This window comes from Glutamicibacter sp. 363 (assembly GCF_052379505.1).
Lineage (GTDB): Bacteria > Actinomycetota > Actinomycetes > Actinomycetales > Micrococcaceae > Glutamicibacter.
In genome coordinates this window covers 156540-176956 of sequence record NZ_JBQSYR010000001.1, presented here as the reverse complement: position 1 = coordinate 176956, position 20417 = coordinate 156540, and the positions used below count along the sequence as shown (strand labels likewise).

The following is a 20417-nucleotide window of genomic DNA, read 5'->3' as shown; positions in this document are numbered from 1 at the left end:
GCTTCCTGGCCGGGCACCGCTAAAAAATTCAAGAGAAGAGGGAATCGATGAACGCATCGGATGACTCGCTGAAACATGCCAGCGGACCGTACTTTGGGCAGTACGGTGGACGCTGGATGCCCGAATCGCTTATGGCGGCCATGGACGAGCTGAACGAGACTTTCGAGGCGGCCAAGGCCGACCCGGCGTTCATCGAAGAGGTCAAGGAGCTGAACCGCAGCTACTCGGGCCGCCCCTCGCTGCTGACCGAGGCGAAGCGCTTCTCCACCGAAGCCTGCGGCGGGGTGCGCGTGTTCCTCAAGCGCGAGGACCTGAACCACACCGGCAGCCACAAGATCAACAACGTGCTCGGCCAGGCGCTGCTGGCCAAGCGCATGGGCAAGACCCGCATCATCGCGGAGACCGGAGCCGGCCAGCACGGCGTCGCCTCGGCCACCGCCGCGGCCCTGATGGGCCTGGAATGCGTAGTCTACATGGGCGCCGAAGACACCCGCCGGCAGGCGCTGAACGTCGCGCGCATGCAGCTGCTCGGCGCCACGGTGATCCCGGTGACCGTCGGCTCCCAGACCCTGAAGGACGCGATCAACGAGGCGCTGCGCGACTGGGTCGCCAACGTGGGCAATACGCACTACCTGCTGGGCACCGCCGCCGGCGGGGCACCGTTCCCTGCCATGGTGCGCTACTTCCATGAGGTCATCGGCGAGGAAGCCCGCGAGCAGATCATCGCGCAGGCCGGGCGCCTGCCCGATGCGGTCACCGCGTGCATCGGCGGCGGATCGAACGCCATCGGCATCTTCCACGGCTTCCTGGACGACAAGGAGGTGGAGCTCTACGGTTTCGAGGCCGGCGGCGACGGCGTGGACACCGACCGCCACGCGGCGACCATCACGCTGGGCAAGCCCGGGGTGCTGCACGGGGCGAAGAGCTACCTGATGCAGGACGACGATGGGCAGACCATCGAGTCGCACTCGATCTCCGCGGGCCTGGACTACCCGGGCGTCGGCCCGGAGCACGCCTACCTGGCCGACATCGGCCGCGTGCGCTACGAACCGGTCACCGACACCGAGGCCATGGATGCGTTCAAGATCCTGTGCCGCACCGAGGGCATCCTGCCGGCGATCGAATCCGCGCACGCGCTGGCCGGAACCATCCGCCTGGCTGCGCGCAAGCTCGCAGCGGGCGCGGTCCCCGAGGAAACCATCATCATCGCAAACCTGTCCGGCCGTGGGGACAAAGACGTGTCCACCGCCGCGCAATGGTTCGGCATGCTCGATTCCGAGGCCGCCGAGAACACCCCGGAGGGCAAGTAAATGTCGCGTGTCACTAGTGCAGAAAAGATCGCCGCGGCGCGTGCCGAAGGCCGCCCGGCGCTGATCGGCTACCTGCCCGCGGGCTTCCCGGACGTGGAAACCAGCATCGAGGCGGCCGTCGCGCTGGCCGAAAACGGGGTGGATGTCATCGAGATGGGCATCCCCTACTCGGACCCGGTGATGGACGGGCTGGTCATCCAGGAAGCGACCAACCACGCGCTGGCCAATGGCTTCCGCGTCGCGCAGATCTTCGACATCGTGCGCGGAATCACCGAACGCACCGACGCCGCGGTGATGGTGATGACCTACTGGAACCCGGTGCTGCGCCTGGGCGTGGACGAGTTCGCCCGGCGCTTCGCCGAGGCCGGCGGGGCCGGGCTGATCACCCCGGACCTGGTGCCCGATGAGGCCGCCGAATGGCAGGCCGCAAGCGAGAAGTACGACCTGGAACGGGTGTTCCTGATCGCACCGAGCTCCACCGAGGCGCGCGTGAAGCAAACCGTCGCGGCCTCCTCCGGGTTCGTCTACTGCGTTTCGCTGATGGGTGTCACCGGTGCGCGCAGCGAGGTTTCCTCCGCCGCGCAGGCAGTGGTGGACGCCGCCCATGCCGCCGGCGCCGCGAACGCCTGCGTCGGACTCGGCGTTTCGCGCCGCGAACACGTCACCGAGATCGGCGGCTACGCCGACGGGGTCATCGTGGGCACCGCGCTGGTCGCCGCGCTGCGTGACGGGGGAGTGCCCGCCGTGGGCCGCCTCGCCGCGGAGCTGAGCGGACGGGCCTAGGCATGCTCCCGGTCTCCATCCCGTCTCCGCCCGAGGAATTTTCCAAGCTCTCCCTGGGCCCGCTGACCATCCACGCCTACGCGCTGTGCATTTTGCTGGGCATCGTACTGGCGCTGTGGCTCACCGGGCGGCGCATGCGTGCCCGTGGCGGCGACTCGGACATGCTCTGGGACATCGTCATCTGGGCGATCCCTTTCGGCATCGTCGGCGGCCGGCTCTACCATGTGCTGATCACCGACCCGATGTACTACTTCGGGCTCGGCGGGCAGCAATCGCACTTCGCCGAGATCCCGCAGCTGTGGCTGGGCGGACTGGGCATTATGGGTGCGGTCTCGCTGGGCATCGTCGGCGCCTGGATCGGCTGCCGGCGGACCGGGGTGCGGCTCTCGGCCTTCATCGACGCCGTCGCCCCCGGCGTGCTGCTGGCCCAAGCCGTGGGCCGCTGGGGCAACTGGTTCAACCAGGAGCTCTTCGGCGCGCCGACCACCCTGCCCTGGGGACTTGAGATCGACCCGGAGCACTACAATTTCCCGGCCTCGCTGCCCGCCGAGACGCTCTTCCACCCGACCTTCCTCTATGAGTCGCTGTGGAACCTGCTGGGCGTGGTGGTGCTGCTGGCCTTGGATAAGAAGTTCGCGCTGCGCCGCACAGCGTTGTTCTGCTGCTATGTGATTTGGTACGGCATCGGCCGGACCTTCACCGAGTCGCTGCGCCTGGACGCGGCGGAGATCATCAGCATCGGCCCGCTGTCCCTGCGCATCCACCAGTGGCTGGCCATCGCCCTGGTCGTCTTCGGCTCCCTGGCGCTGGCCTACGTGCTGGCGAAGCTGCGTGGCGAAGGCAAGGATTCGCTCTTCCTGCCCGGGCGCGAGCCGGCGGCCCGCGCCGCGGCGGCGGGCACCGACGCTCCGTCGAACGGCACGTCGCAGAGCAACTCAGAGCAGCAGATCACGAAGGACGACGAGCACCCGCCGGGCTGATCGCGGAGCTGCATCCGCACCTGAAACGGGGATCGAAAAACACCAGCGCGTGTTTTTTCGGTCCCCGTTTCGGCGTTAACGCAGGACTTTTTTGCCCCTTGGGCGGGCGGTACGCAATCTGCGCGAAACATTTAAAATCGGCACAACCCCGGACGAAACCATGGAAACGGCCAGCGCCGCCGCGAATAAACCTGCTTTTTAGCTGGCGCTGCGCGTGACCGTTTTAACATTTTCGAAACAAAACCGCGCGAAAGCGGGAAACATAGGGGGCGTAAGGTGAATCTACGCACCTCTCCGGGAGTCCACACCCCATGACCCGGGCGAGGCGCAGGAACCACAACGCGGTGGATCCTTCAACCTTCGAAGCAGCGCACCCGCTCGGCCATACCCCGCCGGCGGCGCAGCTGGCCACGAGGTTAAGGCGACCGGTGGCTGACGCACCTTCGAGAATCCCCAAGGTGGGACCCGGTTCGCCTTTTTCCGCCGCATGAACCACGAAAGGCACGCTCATGAGCATGACCGGAGTCCAGTTGAACGCCTCGCCCGGATTTGGCGAGGCCGCCCCCTCGCCCTATACCCGATTCGCGGCAATTCCGCCGGCGCAGGGTCTATACGACCCGAGCGCCGAAAAGGATGCCTGCGGACTGGCGATGATTGCATCGCTGAAGAACCACCCAACTCATGAGATCGTCAGCCACGCGCTGACCGCGCTGCGCCGCCTGGAACACCGCGGGGCCATCGGCGCCGACGAGGGGACCGGCGACGGAGCGGGCATCCTGCTGCACCTGCCCGATGCCTTCCTGCGCGCCGTCACCGAATTCGAGCTGCCCGCCCCCGGGCGCTACGCGGTCGGCATGGGCTTCCTCCCCGCGGCGCAGAACGAGCTGGAGTTCGCCAAGGCCGAACTCGAAGAGCTCGCCGCCGAAGAGTCGCTGACCGTGCTCGGCTGGCGCACCGTCCCGGTGAATCCGGAAGTGCTCGGCGCCTCCGCCCGTGCGGTCATGCCGCATATCACCCAATTCTTCGTCGCCTCCAGCGCGGCCTCCGGCGAGCTCGACTCCCGGGCCCTGGACGCGGCGGCCTGGCGCATCCGCCGCCGCGCGCACAATAAGATCGGCGTCTACTTCGCCTCCTTCTCCGCGCAGTCCATCGTCTACAAGGGCATGGTTTCCACCGCGCAGCTCGAGCCGTTCTTCCCGGATCTGTCCGACGAGCGCTTCACCAGCCGCTGCGCCATCGTGCACTCGCGCTTCTCCACGAACACCTTCCCGTCGTGGCCGCTGGCCCAGCCCTTCCGCACCATCGCGCACAACGGCGAGATCAACACCGTCAAGGGCAACCGCAACTGGATGCGCGCCCGCCAGTCGACGCTGGAATCCGAGCTGCTCGGCGAGGTGCCCGAGGAGCTCTTCCCGATCTGCACCCCCGGCGCCTCGGACTCCGCGAGCTTCGACGAGGTCGCGGAGATGCTGATGCTCTCGGGGCGCAAGGTCACCGAGGCGATCATGATGATGATCCCGCAGCCCTGGGAAAACGATACCCAGATGGATGCCGACCTGCGCGCCTTCTACCAGTACCACTCGATGCTCATCGAACCGTGGGACGGTCCGGCGGCGGTCTGCTTCACCGACGGCCAGCTGGCCGGCGCGGTGCTGGACCGCAACGGGCTGCGCCCGGCGCGCTGGTGGGTCACCGACGATGACCTGGTGGTGCTCGCCAGCGAGGTCGGCGTCATCGACATCGCCGAGGAGCATATCGTCTCCAAGGGCCGCGTGGCCCCGGGCAAGATGTTCGCCCTGGACCTGAATGCCGGACGCATCGTGGATGACGCCGAGATCAAGGCCGAGGTCGCCGCCGCGAAGCCGTGGCGCGAATGGGTCGGGACGAATATCAAGTCCCTGGAGGACTTCCCGGACCTGGAGCATGTGCGCCACAATTCGGCCTCCGTGCTGCAGCGCCAGCTGACCTTCGGCTACACCGCCGAGGAGCTGCGCATGCTGCTGGCCCCGATGGCCACCACCGGCGCCGAGCCGCTGGGCGCCATGGGCACCGACAGCCCGATCGCCGCGATCTCGCAGCGCCCGCGGCTGCTCTTCGACTACTTCACGCAGTCCTTCGCCCAGGTCACCAACCCGCCGCTGGATGCAATCCGCGAGGAGCTGGTCACCTCGATGCGCACCTCCATCGGACCCGACGGCAACCTGCTCTCCCTGGACCGCGTGGCGCAGACCCAGATCGATCTGGACTACCCGGTGCTGACCAACGACCAGGTCGCGAAGATCGTGAACCTGCGCGACGCGTCGGGTGCCAAGTACTCGCTGAAGGTCCGCGGGCTCTACCGCCCGGCCGGCGGCGAGTCCGAACTGCGCGCCCGGCTGCAGGAAATCTGCGAAAAGGTCTCCGCGGCGGTGAACCGCGGGGTGCGCTACATCGTGCTCTCGGACCGCGATTCCTCCGCGGCCTGGGCTCCGATCCCATCCCTGCTGCTGACCTCCGCGGTGCACCACCACCTGCTCAAGAGCTCGACCCGCACCCGCGTGTCGCTGATCATCGAGTCCGGCGACGCCCGCGAGGTCCACCACATCGCGCTGCTCATCGGCTACGGCGCCAGCGCCATCAACCCGTACCTCGCGCTGGAAAGCGTCGAGCAGCTGGCCGAGGAAGGGTCGCTGCCGGGCATCACCGGGCAGGCCGCCGCCGCGAATCTGATCAAGTCCCTGGGCAAGGGGGTGCTGAAGATCATGAGCAAGATGGGCATCTCCACGGTGTCCTCCTACTGCGGGGCGCAGACCTTCGAGGCCGTGGGGCTCTCCCAGCGCGTGGTCGACCAGTACTTCACCGGAACCACCACCAAGCTCTCGGGCATCGAGCTGGACGTTGTCGCCGCCGAGGCCGCGGCCCGCCATTCCCGCGCCTATCCGGAGCACTCCGGGGCGAGCCAGCCCAACGAGCTGGAGGTAGGCGGGGAATACCAGTGGCGCCGCGAAGGACCGCCGCACCTGTTCGACCCGCAGACCGTGTTCCGCCTGCAGCACTCCACCCGGACCCGCCGCTACGACGTGTTCAAGGAGTACACCAAGGCCGTCGACGACCAGGCCTCCGAGCTGAAAACCCTGCGCGGGCTGCTGAAGTTCAACACCGAGTCCATCACCCCGATCCCCATCGACGAGGTGGAGCCGGTCAGCTCGATTGTCAAGCGCTTCGCCACCGGCGCGATGAGCTACGGCTCGATCTCCGCCGAGGCGCACGAGACCCTGGCCATCGCGATGAACCGGCTGGGCGGCAAATCCAACACCGGCGAGGGCGGCGAGGATCCCGAGCGGCTGCTCGATCCGGTGCGCCGCAGCGCGGTGAAGCAGATCGCCTCGGGCCGCTTCGGGGTGACCAGCCTGTACCTGACCAACGCGGACGACATCCAGATCAAGATGGCCCAGGGAGCGAAGCCCGGCGAGGGCGGCCAGCTGATGAGCCAGAAGCTCTACCCGTGGATCGCCAAGACCCGGCACTCCACCCCGGGCGTGGGACTCATTTCCCCGCCGCCGCATCACGACATCTACTCGATCGAGGACCTGGCCCAGCTGATCCACGACGCGAAGTGCTCCAACCCGGCCGCCCGCGTGCATGTGAAGCTGGTCTCCGAGTCCGGCATCGGCACCGTCGCAGCCGGTGTGGCCAAGGCGAAGGCCGACGTCGTGCTGATCTCCGGGCATGACGGTGGCACCGGCGCGAGCCCCATGAACTCCCTCAAGCATGCGGGTACCCCGTGGGAGCTCGGCCTGGCCGAGGCGCAGCAGACGCTGATCCTCAACGGGTTGCGCGACCGCGTCACCGTGCAGGTGGACGGCCAGCTGAAAACCGGGCGCGACGTGCTCATCGGCGCGCTGCTCGGCGCCGAGGAATTCGGCTTCGCCACCGCCCCGCTGGTGGTTTCGGGCTGCATCATGATGCGCGTGTGCCACCTGGACACCTGCCCGGTGGGCGTGGCCACGCAGAACCCCGCGCTGCGCGAACGCTTCAGCGGCAAGGCCGAATTCGTGGTGAACTTCTTCGAGTTCATCGCGCAAGAGGTCCGCGAACTGCTCGCCAGCCTGGGTGCGCGCACCCTGGAGGAGGTCATCGGCCGGGTGGAGCTGCTCAGCGGCGCGCAGGACGGCGCCCACGACAAGGTCCAGTCCCTGGCCCTGGGCGCGATCACCCACGTGCCCGACGTGGAACTCACCGCACGCCGCCGCCGGATCGGCCAGGACCACGGTCTTGACAAGCATCTGGACCAGCGGCTCTTGGCCGCCGCCGCGCAGACCCTGGCGGACCGGATCCCGGTGGTGATCGACGCGGACATCGTGAACACCGACCGTTCGGTGGGCACGCTGCTCGGCCACCACGTGACCAAGACCTTCGGGCTCGAAGAACTGGCCGCGGACACCATCCGGGTGAACCTGGCCGGGCGCGCGGGCCAGTCCCTGGGCGCCTTCCTGCCCGCCGGCATCACCCTCGGGCTCTCCGGCGACGCGAACGACTACGTCGGCAAGGGGCTCTCCGGCGGACGGATCGCTATCCACCCGCCGCGCACCACCCTGTCCAGCCCGCAGGACCAAGTGATCGCCGGAAATGTGGTTGGCTACGGCGCGACCAGCGGCGAGATGTTCATCAACGGCATGGTCGGCGAACGGTTCGCGGTGCGCAACTCGGGCGCCACGATCGTCACCGAAGGCATCGGCGAACACGGCTGCGAATACATGACCGGCGGCCGGGTGCTGATCCTCGGCGCCACCGGACGCAACTTCGGTGCCGGGATGTCCGGCGGCATGGCCTGGGTGCTGGACTTCGAGGAGAGGAACCTGAATCCGCTGGCCGCCGCGGCCGGCGATCTGCTGGTCCGCGGAATCGACGAGGCCGAGGCGCAGGCGATCCACGCGCTGCTCACCGAGCACATCGCGCTGACCGCCTCGCCGCAGGCGCAGCGCCTGATCCTGGATTGGGAGCAGACGCGCCAGCGCTTGACCAGCATCATCCCGCGCGATTTCGCCGCGGTTGAAAATATCCGTGCCGAAGCGGCGGCCGCCGGAGAGAATCCGGATTCGCCGCAGGTATGGGACAAGATTTTGGAGGTGACCCGTGGCTGATCCACGCGGATTCTTGAAGGTGACCGAACGCGTCACCCAACCCAAGCGCCCGGTGCCGGTGCGCCTGATGGACTACAAGGAGGTCCTTGAGCGCCAGCAGGCCGGCACGCTGCAGCAGCAGGCCTCGCGCTGCATGGACTGCGGCATCCCGTTCTGCCACCAGGGCTGCCCGCTGGGCAACCTGATCCCGGAGTTCAACGACCTGACCTATCGCGGGCGGATGGACGATGCCGCGGCCCGGCTGCTGAGCACCAACAACTTCCCGGAACTGACCGGAAAGCTGTGCCCGGCCCCCTGCGAGGCGGCGTGCGTGCTGAGCATCAACCAGCCCGCGGTCACCATCAAGCAGGTCGAGGCCGAGCTGGCCGAGCACCTGATGGACGCCGGGGACTTCGTCGCGCAGCCGCCGGCGCGCCACACCGAGAAGCGCGTGGCCATCGTCGGTTCCGGCCCGGCCGGACTGGCTGCCGCCCAGCAGCTGACCCGGGTGGGCCACACCGTGGCGGTCTACGAGCGCGATGAGCAGATCGGCGGCCTGCTGCGCTTCGGCATCCCGGACTTCAAGCTGGAGAAGCAGGTCATCGACCGCCGGCTGGCCCAGATGCGTGAGGAGGGCACGATCTTCCGCACCGGCATCGAGATCGGCAAGGAGATCAGCTGGGATCAATTGCGTCGCGATTATGACGCGGTGATTGTCGCCACCGGCGCCACCATCCCGCGTGAGCTTCCCATTGAAGGCCACGACCTGGATGGGGTGCACCACGCCATGGAGTTCCTCACCGAGAACAACCGCGTGGTGGCCGGAACGCTGGACGCTGCGCGCATCGATGCGAAGGGCAAGCACGTGATCGTGCTCGGCGGCGGCGACACCGGATCGGACTGCATCGGCACCGCACTGCGCCAGGGAGCCGCCTCGGTGACCACCTTGGCCATCGGGCAGAAGCCGCCGACCGAACGCGCCGACGCCCAGCCGTGGCCGACGATGCCGCTGCTCTTCGAGGTGCAGTCCTCGCATGAGGAGGGTGGCGAACGCAGCTATCTCGCCTCGACCGTGAACTTCGTTTCCGGCGCGGGAACCGAGCAGAATAAGGTGATCGGTGTTACAGTTGCAGAGACAGAATTCGTTGCTGGCAAGCGCCTGCCGAAGCCTGGAACCGAACGCGTTATCAAAGCGGATCTGGTTCTCCTGGCTCTAGGCTTCACCGGTCCGGAACCTTCCGGGCTCGATGAGCAGCTCGGCATCGAATTCGACAACCGGGGCAACGTCGCCCGAGATGGCTACTACATGACGAACTCCGAATCGGTGTTCGCCGCCGGAGATGCCGGTCGGGGGCAGTCGCTGATCGTCTGGGCTATCGCCGAAGGCCGCGCTTGCGCCGCCGGAGTCGATAAGTTCCTGATGGAAACGACGAACCTTCCTGCACCAGTTGCTCCAACAGATAGAGCCATCAGCATCATTTGAGTGGCATAAGCTTTGATGCGGCGAACCCGAACGGGTTCGCCGCATTTTGCCTATGCAAACATGAAAGGCATTTGGCTGACGGTATGAGACGCGCAAAAATTGTGGCAACATGGGGCCCGGCCCTAGCGAGCTATGAAAACACCGTAGCGGTACTTCAAGCGGGCGTAGACGTCGCCCGACTGAACATGAGCCATGGAGACTACTCCATGCATGCTCAATCCTTGGCAAACGTCCGCAACGCGGCGACCGAGGTGGGGCGCGCGGTCGGCATTTTCGCCGATCTGCAGGGACCGAAGATCCGACTGGGACGTTTTAAGGACGACGCCAAGTACATCTTGGAAGTCGGCGAAGAATTCACCATTACCATCGAGGACATCCAGGGTACGCGCAACCTGTGCTCGACCACCTTCAAGGGCTTGCCAACCGATGTGAAGCCCGGGGACTTCCTGCTGATCAACGACGGCAAGGTGAAGCTCAAAGCCATCGAGGTCACCGACACCGCGGTGCGCTCCGAGGTTGTGGTCGGGGGCGAGGTCTCCAATAACAAGGGCATCAACCTGCCCGGCGTTGCGGTCAATGTGCCTGCGCTGAGCGAAAAGGACGAGGACGATCTGCGCTGGGCCATTCGTGCCGGCGTCGACATGATTGCGTTGTCCTTCGTGCGCAATGCCAGCGATATCGAGCGTGTGCACGAAATCATGGACGAGGAAGGCCGCCGCCTGCCGGTGATCGCCAAGATCGAAAAGCCTCAGGCAGTCGCCGCGCTGGAAGAAATCATCAACGCTTTCGACGCGATCATGGTTGCCCGTGGCGACCTGGGCGTGGAATTGCCGCTGGAAGAGGTTCCGGTCGTGCAGAAGCGTGCGGTGGAGCTCGCGCGCCGCTGGGCCAAGCCGGTCATCGTCGCCACCCAGGTGCTCGAATCGATGATCGAATCGCCGACCCCAACCCGTGCCGAGGCTTCGGACTGCGCCAACGCGGTGCTCGACGGCGCCGACGCGGTGATGCTTTCGGGGGAGACCTCGGTGGGCGCCTACCCGGTGGAGACCGTGGAAACCATGTCGCGCATTATTTCCTCCACCGAGCAGCACGGCCTGGATCGCATTCCACGTCTCGGCTCGCAGCCGAAGACCCGAGGCGGAGCCATTACCCGTGCCGCCGTGGAGATCGCCGATCAGCTCGACGCGAAATACATCGTCGCCTTCACCCAGTCCGGTGACTCCGCTCGACGTCTTTCCCGCCTGCGCCCGAAGCGCCCGGTGCTGGCCTTCACCCCGCTGCAGCAGACCTACAACATCATGACTTTGATGTGGGGAGTGCAAGCACGCCTGGTGGCCTATGCGGATCACACCGACAAGATGACCGCACAGGTCGATGAGCAGCTGCTCAGCGAAGGCCTGGCCCAGATCAACGATCTGGTCTGCATCGCTGCCGGTTCCCCTCCGGGCCAAGCAGGATCGACCAATTCGCTGCGCGTGCATAAGGTCGGAGACCTGGCCGATGCCGGTCAGCTGGTCGACGGCAAGCCAATGCCGACGCGCGAAGTTGTCGGGCCATGGGATCCTGCGAACGTTTCGACGCCCAAGGATCTCTAAGCCGTAGCTTTTAGCCAACAAAAATGAGCCTGCCCGCAAGGTCGTGTCATCGACCCTGCGGGCAGGCTCATTCGCGTTCGGAGCCAATTTTTCTTCGCTGCGAGATGCATCACAGTTGGGTGAATAGTTAAACGAAAAATGTCGCCGGAGAAAGCTCTCACTTTCCCCGACGACATTCATGATGTGCCCAAGGTGGGACTCGAACCCACACATCTTTCGATACCGCATTTTGAGTGCGGCGCGTCTACCGATTCCGCCACTTGGGCGAGCACATTGACGAGTTTACTAGAGGTTTCGTAGATTTCCTAATCGATAACCTCGCGTCATCGCCCTAATAAGAGTACATGCAAGTAGGCTTAGATACGAAACGGGAGCAGCGCGGCTCGCCGCGAAATACATCTTGAATTCTGCCGGCTAACGAGGCAGGTACGCAGACCACTAAGGAAGGCGCCCTATGAGCGAGCTACCAGAAATTACCAAAATCCCTTCCGAAGCGCCCTCCGCGGCGCGACGCGTGCTCGTAGCCGAAGATGAGACGCTGATCCGCCTGGATATCGTTGAGATCCTGCGCTCCGAAGGCTATGACGTGGTGGCCGAGGTCGACAACGGCCAGAGCGCGCTGGAGAAGGCGCGTGAGCTGAAGCCGGATCTGGTGCTGATGGATGTCAAGATGCCGGTGATGGACGGCATTACCGCCGCCGAATCGATCGTCAAGGAGCGCATCGCCCCCGTCGTGCTGCTCACCGCCTTCAGCCAAAAGGAACTGGTGGAGCGGGCGCGCGAAGCCGGCGCCATGGCCTACGTGGTCAAGCCCTTCACCCCGGCCGATCTGACCCCGGCGATTGAAATCGCGATTTCGCGCAACGACGAACTGCGTGCGCTGGAGTCCGAGGTCAGCAACCTAGCCGAGCAGTTCGAGACTCGAAAGCTCGTAGACCGGGCCAAATCACTGCTCATCACCAAGATGGGGTTGACCGAACCGGAAGCATTCCGCTGGATCCAGAAGACCTCGATGGACCGTCGGCTGAGCATGCGGCAGGTCGCGGACACCGTGATCGATCAGGTTAAGTAACCTCCCACCATTGCCTGCGGCGCAGCGAGCCGCGTGAATGTGCGTCAAGCCACCTATGGTTTGGCGCACATTTTCTATGCCCGCAAATGGGCGATCCGGCATGAACGCGGTAATTGCCTACTTGGACACCAAAAGTTCATGTGGAATTTGCCTTCTGTAGGTTGACTGGCCGGATTGACGTATCTGTTCAGGGGCATAAGATTGAAATTGCGCTTTGAGCCCAATCCCGCACGCCATTATCTTCGCTGGATTTCGCAGCTCTCGGCCCAAGTTCTTTTTCCTTGCCGTTCGACCCTCAGGCTGGTATTCAATGGATTTGACGCTAATCGTCGTCCTAGTCATCGCCTTGGCGTTGTTTTTCGACTTCACCAATGGTTTTCATGACACGGCCAATGCGATGGCCACCCCAATCGCAACCGGAGCAATCACTCCAAAAAAGGCCGTAGCTCTCGCTGCGGTCTTGAACCTCGTCGGCGCGTTCCTCTCTACGGAGGTAGCCAAGACCATTTCTGGCGGCATTATCAACGAAGATCCCACGACCGGCGTGCAGATCATGCCGGAAATGATCTTCGCGGGACTTATGGGCGCGGTGATCTGGAACGTATTCACCTGGATGCTCGGCCTGCCATCAAGCTCCTCCCACGCACTGTTCGGCGGGCTGGTTGGCGCCGCGATCGTCGGTGCCGGGTTCGGCGCCATCGACTACGGTGTGCTGCTCTCCAAGGTGCTTCTGCCGGCATTGTGCGCCCCGCTGATTGCGGGTATTTCCGCGTACCTCTGCACGAAGCTTGCGTACTCGATCACGAAGCGGCAGAACGGTGCCTCGCCTAAACGTGGCGGCTTCCGCTACGGACAGATCTTCTCTTCCTCGCTTGTGGCGCTGGCGCACGGCACCAATGACGCGCAGAAGACCATGGGTGTTATCACCCTGACTCTGGTCGCTTCGGGGATGCAGAGCGCCGGGACAGGCCCGCACCTTTGGGTCGTTGCTACCTGTGCGGTGGCCATTGCCTTGGGTACCTACACCGGTGGCTGGCGCATTATCCGAACCATGGGTTCGGGGCTGACCGATGTGAAACCCGCGCAGGGCTTCGCCGCCGAGGTTTCGACCGCCTCGGCGATTCTTACCTCATCGCACCTGGGCTTCGCCTTGTCCACCACGCAGGTGGCATCCGGCTCGGTCATCGGTTCCGGCCTGGGACGCAAGGGCGCCGAAGTCCGCTGGGGCACCGCTGGCCGCATTGCCCTGGGGTGGCTGTTCACCCTTCCGGCGGCCGCCATCGTTGGCGGTGCCGCCGCGGCGCTGACCCACATCGGCCCGGTCGGCGTCGGGATCGTCGCCGTGGTCGGCGTGGGAACGCTGCTGCTGTTCTGGTACATGTCCCGCAAGGACCATGTAGGGCACGATACCGCGATGTCCGACATCGATAATTCGGGAGCGGCGGTCAATATCCTTTCGAAGAAGGAGCGTCGCGCCCGCGCCAAGGCCGAAGCAAAGACCGCCCAGAAGCTTGCGCAGGAAGCCATGGACAAGGAAGCGGATATCTCATGATCGACTGGTCAGCTTTTCTCATCGTCGCACTGGTCAGCTGGGTAGCTGCCATGTGCATCGTGGTCGCATACTCCTTCGGCGTTCGCCTGCTGGCGGTGGCCCGCGACGAACACAGCAATACCCAGGCTAATAAGTACGGCGCCTACCTGTGCTTCGGCCTGTGCGGGCTGATCGTGCTCTTCGGCGTGGTGCTCATCGTTCCGCAGCTGAGCGAAGCGATCTTGGGCCTCTAAGCATCCGGCACGCCCGGTGGGCGGCAAAAACTAGATATTGCCTTCGATGGAGGCACCCCTAGACTGGAGCTATGACTAGCTTCAAGTACTACGTGGGTGCCTCCATCGACGGCTTTGTGGCCGATCATTCGGGCGACACGCATTGGCTACGCCCGTTCACCGAGCTGCCCGGCTACCAGGCCGACCTCCGCGAGTTCTTCGACAGCATCGGCGCGGTGGTCATCGGCGGCAAAACCTACGACACGATCGTGCGGGATATCGGCGAAGGGCGCCTGCAATGGCCATTCGGCGCGAAGCCGGTGTGGATCTTCACCCACCACGAGCTTCCCTCGTTGCCGGACACGGACCTGACCTTCATCCGCGGTGAAATCAGCTTCTGGAGCCGCGACATTGCCAAAAGCGCCGGCGCCGGGGATGTCTGGCTCGTTGGCGGTGCGGATCTGGCCGGCGGCTTCATCGAGGCCGGAATGCTCGACGAACTCACCGTGGTGACGGTGCCGGTGTTCCTCGGCGGCGGGGTGAACATTTTCGGCCGCGACACCAACGCGCAGCTATCCGGGCTGAGAATCCGTGAACTCGGCGACGATATCTTCGCCTCAAGCTACGCCGTCTCCTAGCTCTCGGCTAGCCCTCGATGGGCAGGAGCATATTGGTGATCCGGGCCGTGGCCACGCGTTGGCCTGCCTCGTTGGTGATGACGATCTCATGGGTGGTGATGCGCCGGCCCAAGTGCAGCGGCGTGCACACGGCGCTGACCAGCCCCTGGCGCGCGGCCTTGTGGTGGGTGACATTCAGGTCGACTCCTACCGGGTTTGCCTTGCCCTGCGCGTGCAGGGCCGCAGCCATCGAGCCCAAGGTCTCGGCCAGCGCGGCAGACGCCCCGCCATGCAGGATGCCTACCACCTGAGCGTTTCCTGCTACCGGCATGGTCGCGCAGACTCGGTCGGCGCCAAACTCGGTGAAGTGGATATCAAGCTTTTCGACCAGCGTGCCCACCCCGTGCCCGTGGAGAAAAGGCCACATCGCCTGCGGGACACCATGCCTGGTCAATTGCTGGGCAAAGGGGTGTGCTGAAGATTGCTCGTCGTGAGAAGTGAAATTGTCGCTCATGGCAACTAGGCTTTCAGGTGTGAGCGAAACTACCAAAACGACATTCACGTCGGACAAGAAACTTCTGATCATCGACGGACACTCGATGGCCTTCCGCGCGTTCTATGCGCTGCCAGCCGAAAACTTTGCGACAAGCACCGGCCAGCACACCAATGCCGTCCACGGATTCGTCTCCATGCTGTTGACGATGATCCGCCAGCAGAAGCCTACGCACGTTGCGGTGGCCTTCGACCTGGACACCCCAACGTTCCGTTCCCTGGAATACACCGAATACAAGGGCGGACGAAATAAGACTCCGGAAGAATTCTATGGCCAGATCGACCTGATTCAAGAGGTCATGAAGGCGATGAACATTCCCAGCATCACCCTTGAAAGCTTTGAGGCCGACGACATCTTGGCCACCCTGGCAACCCAGGGCGAAGAACAGGGCTTCGAAGTTCTTGTCGTCTCCGGCGACCGCGATGCCTTCCAGCTGATCACCGACAAGACCATGGTGCTTTACCCGAAGAAGGGGATCAGCGATATCCCGCCGATGGATGCCGAAGCGGTAGAGACCAAGTACTTCGTGCGCCCCGAGCGCTACTCGGACTTGGCCGCGCTGGTGGGGGAGACCGCCGACAACCTGCCGGGCGTGCCCGGGGTGGGGCCGAAGACCGCCGCGAAATGGCTGAACCTCTACGGCGACCTCAACGGCATCCTGGAAAACGCCGACGCGATCAAGGGCAAGGTCGGCGAGAGCCTGCGCGCCCACCTGGACAATGTCACCCGCAACCGGCGGCTGAACCAGTTGCGCCACGATCTGGAACTGCCGGTGAGCCTGGACGAGGCCGAACTGGTCGCGCCGAACCGCGACGAGATCGAAAACCTCTTTGACGCCCTGGAATTCAACACCCTGCGCAAGCGGCTCTTCGATCTCTTTGCCGCGCAGGAGGATGAAGAACAGCCCGAAGCGGCGGCGTTCGAGCGGCTTGAAGCGCAGGATGCGAAGGCGCTGGGCGAATTCATCGCCCAAGGCCAGGGGGCGCCGATTGCGGTGCAAGTGGCGGTGGCCGCCGGCGAAGCCGTCGGGGTGGCGCTGTTCCGTGAGGGCAAGGCGCTCTGGCTGGAGCTGTCCAGCCTGGGCGAAGACAGCGAGAAGGTGCTTGCCGACTTCCTGGCGGACGCGCAGGCGCCGAAGATCTTCCACGACGCGAAACTCGCCATGCATCGGCTTTACGAGCGTGGTTTCCGTGTTTCCGGCCTGGGCGATGACACGTTGATCAGCGCCTACCTGATCCAGCCGGACCGGCGCAGCCACGAGCTGGTGGATCTGGTGCAGTACCACCTGAAGTACACGGTGCCGGTGCTCAAGCCGGCGAAGAAGGGCGAACTGGATCTGGGCCTCACCGCGGACCTGGCCGAGCCGACGCTGGCCCAGGCGCAGGCGGTTTTTGATCTGTCCGCGTTCCTGGCCACCAAGCTCGCCGAAAAGCATGCCGCGGAGCTGGCCAAGGACATGGAGCTGCCGCTGATCGACGTGCTCTTCGGGATGGAGCGTGCGGGCATTGCGGTGAGCCGCGAACGCCTGGACGAGCTGCACGCGCACTTCACCTCGCAGGTGGACCAGGCCACCAAGGAGGCCTACGACGCCATCGGGCACGAGGTGAACCTCTCCAGCCCGAAGCAGCTGCAGGTGGTGCTCTTCGAAGAGCTTGACCTGCCGAAAACGAAGAAGATCAAAACCGGTTTCACCACCGATGCCGAATCCCTGCAGGATCTGCTGGTCAAGACCCAGCACCCGTTCCTGGTGGCGCTGATGGCGTACCGCGAGGCGATCAAGCTGCGCCAGACCGTTGATGGGCTGCTCAAATCGATCGGCGACGATGGCCGGATCCACACCACCTATGCGCAGACGGTGGCCGCGACCGGACGCTTGTCCAGCCTGAACCCGAACCTGCAGAACATCCCGATCCGCTCCGAAGAGGGCCGGCGCATCCGCGACGTGTTCGTCGTCGGCGAGGGATACGAAACCCTGCTGACCGTGGACTACTCGCAGATCGAAATGCGCATCATGGCGCACCTGTCCGGCGACGAGGGGCTGATCGAGGCCTACCAGAGCGGCGAGGACCTGCACCGGTTCGTCGGTTCGCATGTCTTCGACGTGGCCCCCGAAGAGGTCACCAGCGAGATGCGTTCGAAGGTGAAGGCGATGAGCTACGGCCTGGCCTACGGGCTGAGCTCCTTCGGGCTGTCCAAGCAGCTGAAGATCTCCGTCGACGAGGCGCGCACGCTGATGAAGGACTACTTCGCACGCTTTGGCGCGGTGCGCACCTATCTGCGTTCCGTCGTCGACCAGGCGCGCAAGGACGGCTACACCGAGACGATCTTCGGCCGCCGGCGCTACCTGCCGGAGCTCAACAGCTCCGATCGCAGGTTGCGCGATATCGCCGAACGCGCCGCGCTGAACGCGCCGATCCAGGGATCCGCCGCGGATCTGCTGAAGGTCGCGATGCTGAACATTGCCGAGCTGCTGGCCGAGGGGAAGTACAAATCCCGGATGCTGTTGCAGGTGCACGATGAGCTGGTGCTGGAAATTGCCGCCGGCGAACTCGACGCGGTGCAGGAACTGGTGACGGGCGAGATGAGCCGGGCCGCCGAGCTGAAGGTCCCCTTGGACGTGCAGCCGGGCATCGGCAAGTCCTGGCATGAGGCCGAGCACTAGGAGCCCTGCTCCCGAAGCGAAGCAAACACCGAGGGGCAGGGGCATCTAATGGTGCACCTGCCCCTCGGTGCGAACCACTGTGCATGATGGAAGAGACGAACATGGAACAGCGCTCGCGCCGCTGGGCTTTGAAGGCCGGAGCCTGGGGCTTCGGGGCAGCAGCAGCGGGGCTGCTTAGCAGCTGCGCTGCACAGGTGCCCAAGGGTGCGTCGGGATCGATGACTGCATCCTCGCCTGCTTCGACAACCAGTACCCCTGCAACCAACGCGCCCTCGTCCGTTGCCAGCCCCGCGCAGCAGTACCCCACGCGCGCGCAGATCATCGAGCAATTCAAGAATGCTCCGGCAGGCGAGTTCGGTTTGGAGGCCAAGGGGATCGAACTGGCGATGCCCACCGGGAAAAATAGGGTGGCGCTGACCTTTGACGCCTGCGGGGGAGCGCACGGTTCGGCTATCGACCATGCCCTGATCGATGCCTTGCGCGAGCGCGAGGTGCCCGCAACATTGTTCGTCAACCAGCGATGGGCCAGGAGCAACGGCCGATACTTGGGGCAGCTGGTGGACGATCCATTGTTTGAAATCGCAAATCATGGAACCTCGCATGTTCCACTGACCACACACGGGCAAGCGGCCTACGGAATATCCGGAACTCGTTCGGTGGGCGAAGCCTACGACGAGGTCATGGGCAACCAGCGGTATCTGAACGATGAGTTCGGGGTGACGGCGCGGTTTTTCCGATCGGGCACCGCGCATATGGATGAGGTGTCAGCGGCGCTGTGCCGCCAGCTGGGACTGATCCCGATGAACTTCACGGTGAATCTGGATGCGGGCGCGACCTTCCCGGCAGCAACGGTGGCCGCACAATTTCAGTTGCTGAAGGACGGCGGCGTGGGGATCGGGCATTTCAACCAACCGGCGTCAGGCACGGCCCAGGGGATCGCCCGCGGACTGGCTGGTGCCTTTCAGGACGGACTGGAGTTCGTTAAGCTCTCCGAAACCTGGTGAACCCCTTGCGCCGCACCGGCGCTAGCATAGACTGTGATCAGAGACATATTCCCTGCTCAGGAGCGCTATGGAATTAGCAAGCCAGCCGAAGCTGGAAACCCGGACCTACCAGGCCACCGTCCGCAGCCCCGAGCTCGACGAATCGATCAAGCTGTTCCACCAGGGCACCGGGATCGGCTTCTATGAGCAGCTGCCCGAGGAGAACCAGTGGTCGAACTACCTGGATCTGACCTACGCGCAGAAAATGCGCTTTTCGCTGGTCTTCGATCCAGCTGCGGAGCCGCACTCGCGACATGCCGCGCACCCGGTGCACACCTATGGCGCGTTCCCAGGGCTGCTCAATGCCGGCGGCCAGGCGCCCGTTGCAGCGCACAAGATTACTGCGGTCACGGTCGCTCCGAGCTATCGGCGGCGCGGAATCCTGTCGAGGCAGATCACTGCCGACCTGGCTTATGCCCAGCAGGCGGGATTCCCGATTGCGGCGTTGACCGCGTCGGAGGCGACCATTTACGGGCGGTACGGCTTCGAACCGGCCACCTACCAAAGCCGATTCACGCTCAAGTGCGCCCACGGGGTCAAGCTGCGGGTGCAGGTGCCTGGACAGGTGATCGACATCGATCCGAAGCAGTTCGGAGCCGAGTATGCTGCGCTGGCCGTGCGTGCGCTGGAGCAAACCTTCGGTTCCGTGGACAGCACCGAGTACGACAACGGCTTCGCCCTGGGACGCTGGGACACTTGGGAGACCTTGGATAAGCCGAAGAACCTGCGCTTCGCCGCTTATTACGACGGCGCCGGCCAGCTCGGTGGTTTCGCCGCCTACAAGTTCGGCGGATGGGATGAGCCCAAGGCAAAGCTGGTCGTGCAAAAGCTGGTGGCCACGAGCGACGCCGCCCGCTTCAAGCTCTTCGAGTACCTGGGCAACCATGACCTGGTCGAGGAAGTGCACGGCCAAGGCCCTGTGGCGGACCCGCTGCGCAATGTACTGGATAACGTGCGGGACTACCAGGTGCGTTCGATCGATGATGTGCTGTGGCTTCGGGTGCTTGACGTTGCCGCTGCCTTCGAAGCCCGCGGCTACCAGCGTGACGGCCGTCTGCTGTTGTGCGTGAATGATCCGATGAACCTGATCTCCGGAACCTACCTGTTCGACGTGTCCGATTCCCAGGCTGCGGTGAGCCGGGTTGCAACAGGACACGCTCCGGCCTCGGTCCCTACGGTGAAATTGTCCGAACGGGATCTGGCAGGACTGTATCTGGGCACTGTTCAGCTGGACCGCCTGCTTGCGTCAGGTCGCGCTGAACTGGAAGGCGGAGGAATAGCAGGACCGTGGCTGGACTTATTCAGCACGGCTTGCGAGGGATTCACTCCGCACGGTTTCTAGTGGGACGGGTCGCATTAACCGGCGGATATGACGAAGTTCACAAAATGCTTGCGAGGATGTTGGCGGGTTCTGCTTTGACCCGAACTCTGCTAGACGCGTAGACTTAGGAAG

The 20417-nt window shown here is 64.5% G+C and carries 14 protein-coding genes and 1 tRNA gene; 13 read left to right on the top strand and 2 right to left on the bottom strand.

Going from position 1 to position 20417, the window contains the following annotated elements; genetic code table 11:
- The first annotated feature begins 47 nt into the window (after positions 1-47).
- The 6 genes from trpB to pyk all read left to right on the top strand — a co-directional run bounded on the left by trpB (position 48) and on the right by pyk (position 11253).
- Complete coding sequence (gene trpB / locus ACT3UA_RS00835; RefSeq protein ID WP_096285240.1) at positions 48-1310, top strand: tryptophan synthase subunit beta; 1263 nt, start codon at positions 48-50, stop codon at positions 1308-1310.
- Positions 1311-2093 carry a tryptophan synthase subunit alpha gene (trpA, locus tag ACT3UA_RS00830; RefSeq protein WP_096285238.1) on the top strand — a complete coding sequence of 261 codons (783 nt, stop codon included), beginning with the start codon at positions 1311-1313 and terminating at the stop codon, positions 2091-2093.
- A gap of 2 nt (positions 2094-2095) precedes the next feature.
- Positions 2096-3073: a prolipoprotein diacylglyceryl transferase gene (lgt, locus tag ACT3UA_RS00825; protein WP_096285236.1), complete on the top strand. Its 978-nt coding sequence runs from the start codon at positions 2096-2098 to the stop codon at positions 3071-3073.
- Positions 3074-3582: 509 nt separating this feature from the next.
- The gene (gltB, locus tag ACT3UA_RS00820) at positions 3583-8196 is read left to right on the top strand and encodes a glutamate synthase large subunit (RefSeq protein ID WP_444615321.1); all 4614 of its coding nucleotides are present in this window, start codon (positions 3583-3585) and stop codon (positions 8194-8196) included.
- The gene (locus ACT3UA_RS00815) at positions 8189-9658 is read left to right on the top strand and encodes a glutamate synthase subunit beta (RefSeq protein ID WP_096285234.1); all 1470 of its coding nucleotides are present in this window, start codon (positions 8189-8191) and stop codon (positions 9656-9658) included. Before gltB ends, ACT3UA_RS00815 begins: the two co-directional genes overlap by 8 nt.
- A gap of 83 nt (positions 9659-9741) precedes the next feature.
- On the top strand, positions 9742-11253 hold the full coding sequence (pyk, locus tag ACT3UA_RS00810; protein ID WP_096285232.1) for a pyruvate kinase: 1512 nt from the start codon (positions 9742-9744) through the stop codon (positions 11251-11253).
- A 184-nt stretch (positions 11254-11437) separates the two neighbouring features.
- Here pyk and ACT3UA_RS00805 read toward each other — a convergent pair.
- Positions 11438-11519 (bottom strand) — tRNA-Leu (locus ACT3UA_RS00805).
- A 188-nt stretch (positions 11520-11707) separates the two neighbouring features.
- Here ACT3UA_RS00805 and ACT3UA_RS00800 point away from each other — a divergent pair.
- The 4 genes from ACT3UA_RS00800 (at position 11708) to ACT3UA_RS00785 (ending at position 14727) form a co-directional block, all read left to right on the top strand.
- Positions 11708-12325, top strand: coding sequence for an ANTAR domain-containing response regulator (locus tag ACT3UA_RS00800; RefSeq protein ID WP_096285230.1), 618 nt, complete (start codon positions 11708-11710; stop codon positions 12323-12325).
- Positions 12326-12635: 310 nt separating this feature from the next.
- Positions 12636-13877, top strand: a complete 1242-nt coding sequence (locus ACT3UA_RS00795; RefSeq protein WP_096285228.1) for an inorganic phosphate transporter — start codon at positions 12636-12638, stop codon at positions 13875-13877.
- Positions 13874-14110 carry a hypothetical protein gene (locus ACT3UA_RS00790; RefSeq protein ID WP_096285226.1) on the top strand — a complete coding sequence of 79 codons (237 nt, stop codon included), beginning with the start codon at positions 13874-13876 and terminating at the stop codon, positions 14108-14110. Before ACT3UA_RS00795 ends, ACT3UA_RS00790 begins: the two co-directional genes overlap by 4 nt.
- Positions 14111-14181: 71 nt before the next feature.
- The gene (locus tag ACT3UA_RS00785; RefSeq protein ID WP_096285224.1) at positions 14182-14727 is read left to right on the top strand and encodes a dihydrofolate reductase family protein; all 546 of its coding nucleotides are present in this window, start codon (positions 14182-14184) and stop codon (positions 14725-14727) included.
- Between the two features lie 7 nt (positions 14728-14734).
- On the opposite strand, the gene ACT3UA_RS00780 is transcribed toward ACT3UA_RS00785, so the two are convergent.
- Entirely contained in the window at positions 14735-15220 is a 486-nt protein-coding gene (locus tag ACT3UA_RS00780; protein WP_444615320.1) for a hotdog fold thioesterase, read from the bottom strand.
- On the opposite strand from ACT3UA_RS00780, the gene polA reads away from it, so the two are divergent.
- The 3 genes from polA (at position 15219) to ACT3UA_RS00765 (ending at position 20306) form a co-directional block, all read left to right on the top strand.
- Positions 15219-17921, top strand: a complete 2703-nt coding sequence (polA, locus tag ACT3UA_RS00775) for a DNA polymerase I (RefSeq protein ID WP_444615319.1) — start codon at positions 15219-15221, stop codon at positions 17919-17921. The genes ACT3UA_RS00780 and polA overlap by 2 nt on opposite strands.
- A gap of 101 nt (positions 17922-18022) precedes the next feature.
- Positions 18023-18925 carry a polysaccharide deacetylase family protein gene (locus ACT3UA_RS00770; protein ID WP_096285218.1) on the top strand — a complete coding sequence of 301 codons (903 nt, stop codon included), beginning with the start codon at positions 18023-18025 and terminating at the stop codon, positions 18923-18925.
- Positions 18926-18992: 67 nt separating this feature from the next.
- Positions 18993-20306 (top strand): GNAT family N-acetyltransferase, encoded by a 1314-nt coding sequence (locus ACT3UA_RS00765; RefSeq protein WP_444615318.1) that lies wholly within the window; start codon positions 18993-18995, stop codon positions 20304-20306.
- Positions 20307-20417 lie beyond the last annotated feature (111 nt).

Bases quoted from the DNA above. Each gene is read 5' to 3' on its own strand.
- ACT3UA_RS00795 (WP_096285228.1), top strand. From the start codon at position 12,636: ATGGATTTGACGCTAATCGTCGTCCTAGTCATCGCCTTGGCGTTGTTT.
- ACT3UA_RS00765 (WP_444615318.1), top strand. From the start codon at position 18,993: ATGGAATTAGCAAGCCAGCCGAAGCTGGAAACCCGGACCTACCAGGCC.
- ACT3UA_RS00790 (WP_096285226.1), top strand. From the start codon at position 13,874: ATGATCGACTGGTCAGCTTTTCTCATCGTCGCACTGGTCAGCTGGGTA.
- gltB (WP_444615321.1), top strand. From the start codon at position 3,583: ATGAGCATGACCGGAGTCCAGTTGAACGCCTCGCCCGGATTTGGCGAG.
- ACT3UA_RS00770 (WP_096285218.1), top strand. From the start codon at position 18,023: ATGGAACAGCGCTCGCGCCGCTGGGCTTTGAAGGCCGGAGCCTGGGGC.
- ACT3UA_RS00785 (WP_096285224.1), top strand. From the start codon at position 14,182: ATGACTAGCTTCAAGTACTACGTGGGTGCCTCCATCGACGGCTTTGTG.
- lgt (WP_096285236.1), top strand. From the start codon at position 2,096: ATGCTCCCGGTCTCCATCCCGTCTCCGCCCGAGGAATTTTCCAAGCTC.
- pyk (WP_096285232.1), top strand. From the start codon at position 9,742: ATGAGACGCGCAAAAATTGTGGCAACATGGGGCCCGGCCCTAGCGAGC.
- trpB (WP_096285240.1), top strand. From the start codon at position 48: ATGAACGCATCGGATGACTCGCTGAAACATGCCAGCGGACCGTACTTT.
- ACT3UA_RS00780 (WP_444615320.1), bottom strand. From the start codon at position 15,220: ATGAGCGACAATTTCACTTCTCACGACGAGCAATCTTCAGCACACCCC.
- trpA (WP_096285238.1), top strand. From the start codon at position 1,311: ATGTCGCGTGTCACTAGTGCAGAAAAGATCGCCGCGGCGCGTGCCGAA.
- polA (WP_444615319.1), top strand. From the start codon at position 15,219: ATGGCAACTAGGCTTTCAGGTGTGAGCGAAACTACCAAAACGACATTC.
- ACT3UA_RS00800 (WP_096285230.1), top strand. From the start codon at position 11,708: ATGAGCGAGCTACCAGAAATTACCAAAATCCCTTCCGAAGCGCCCTCC.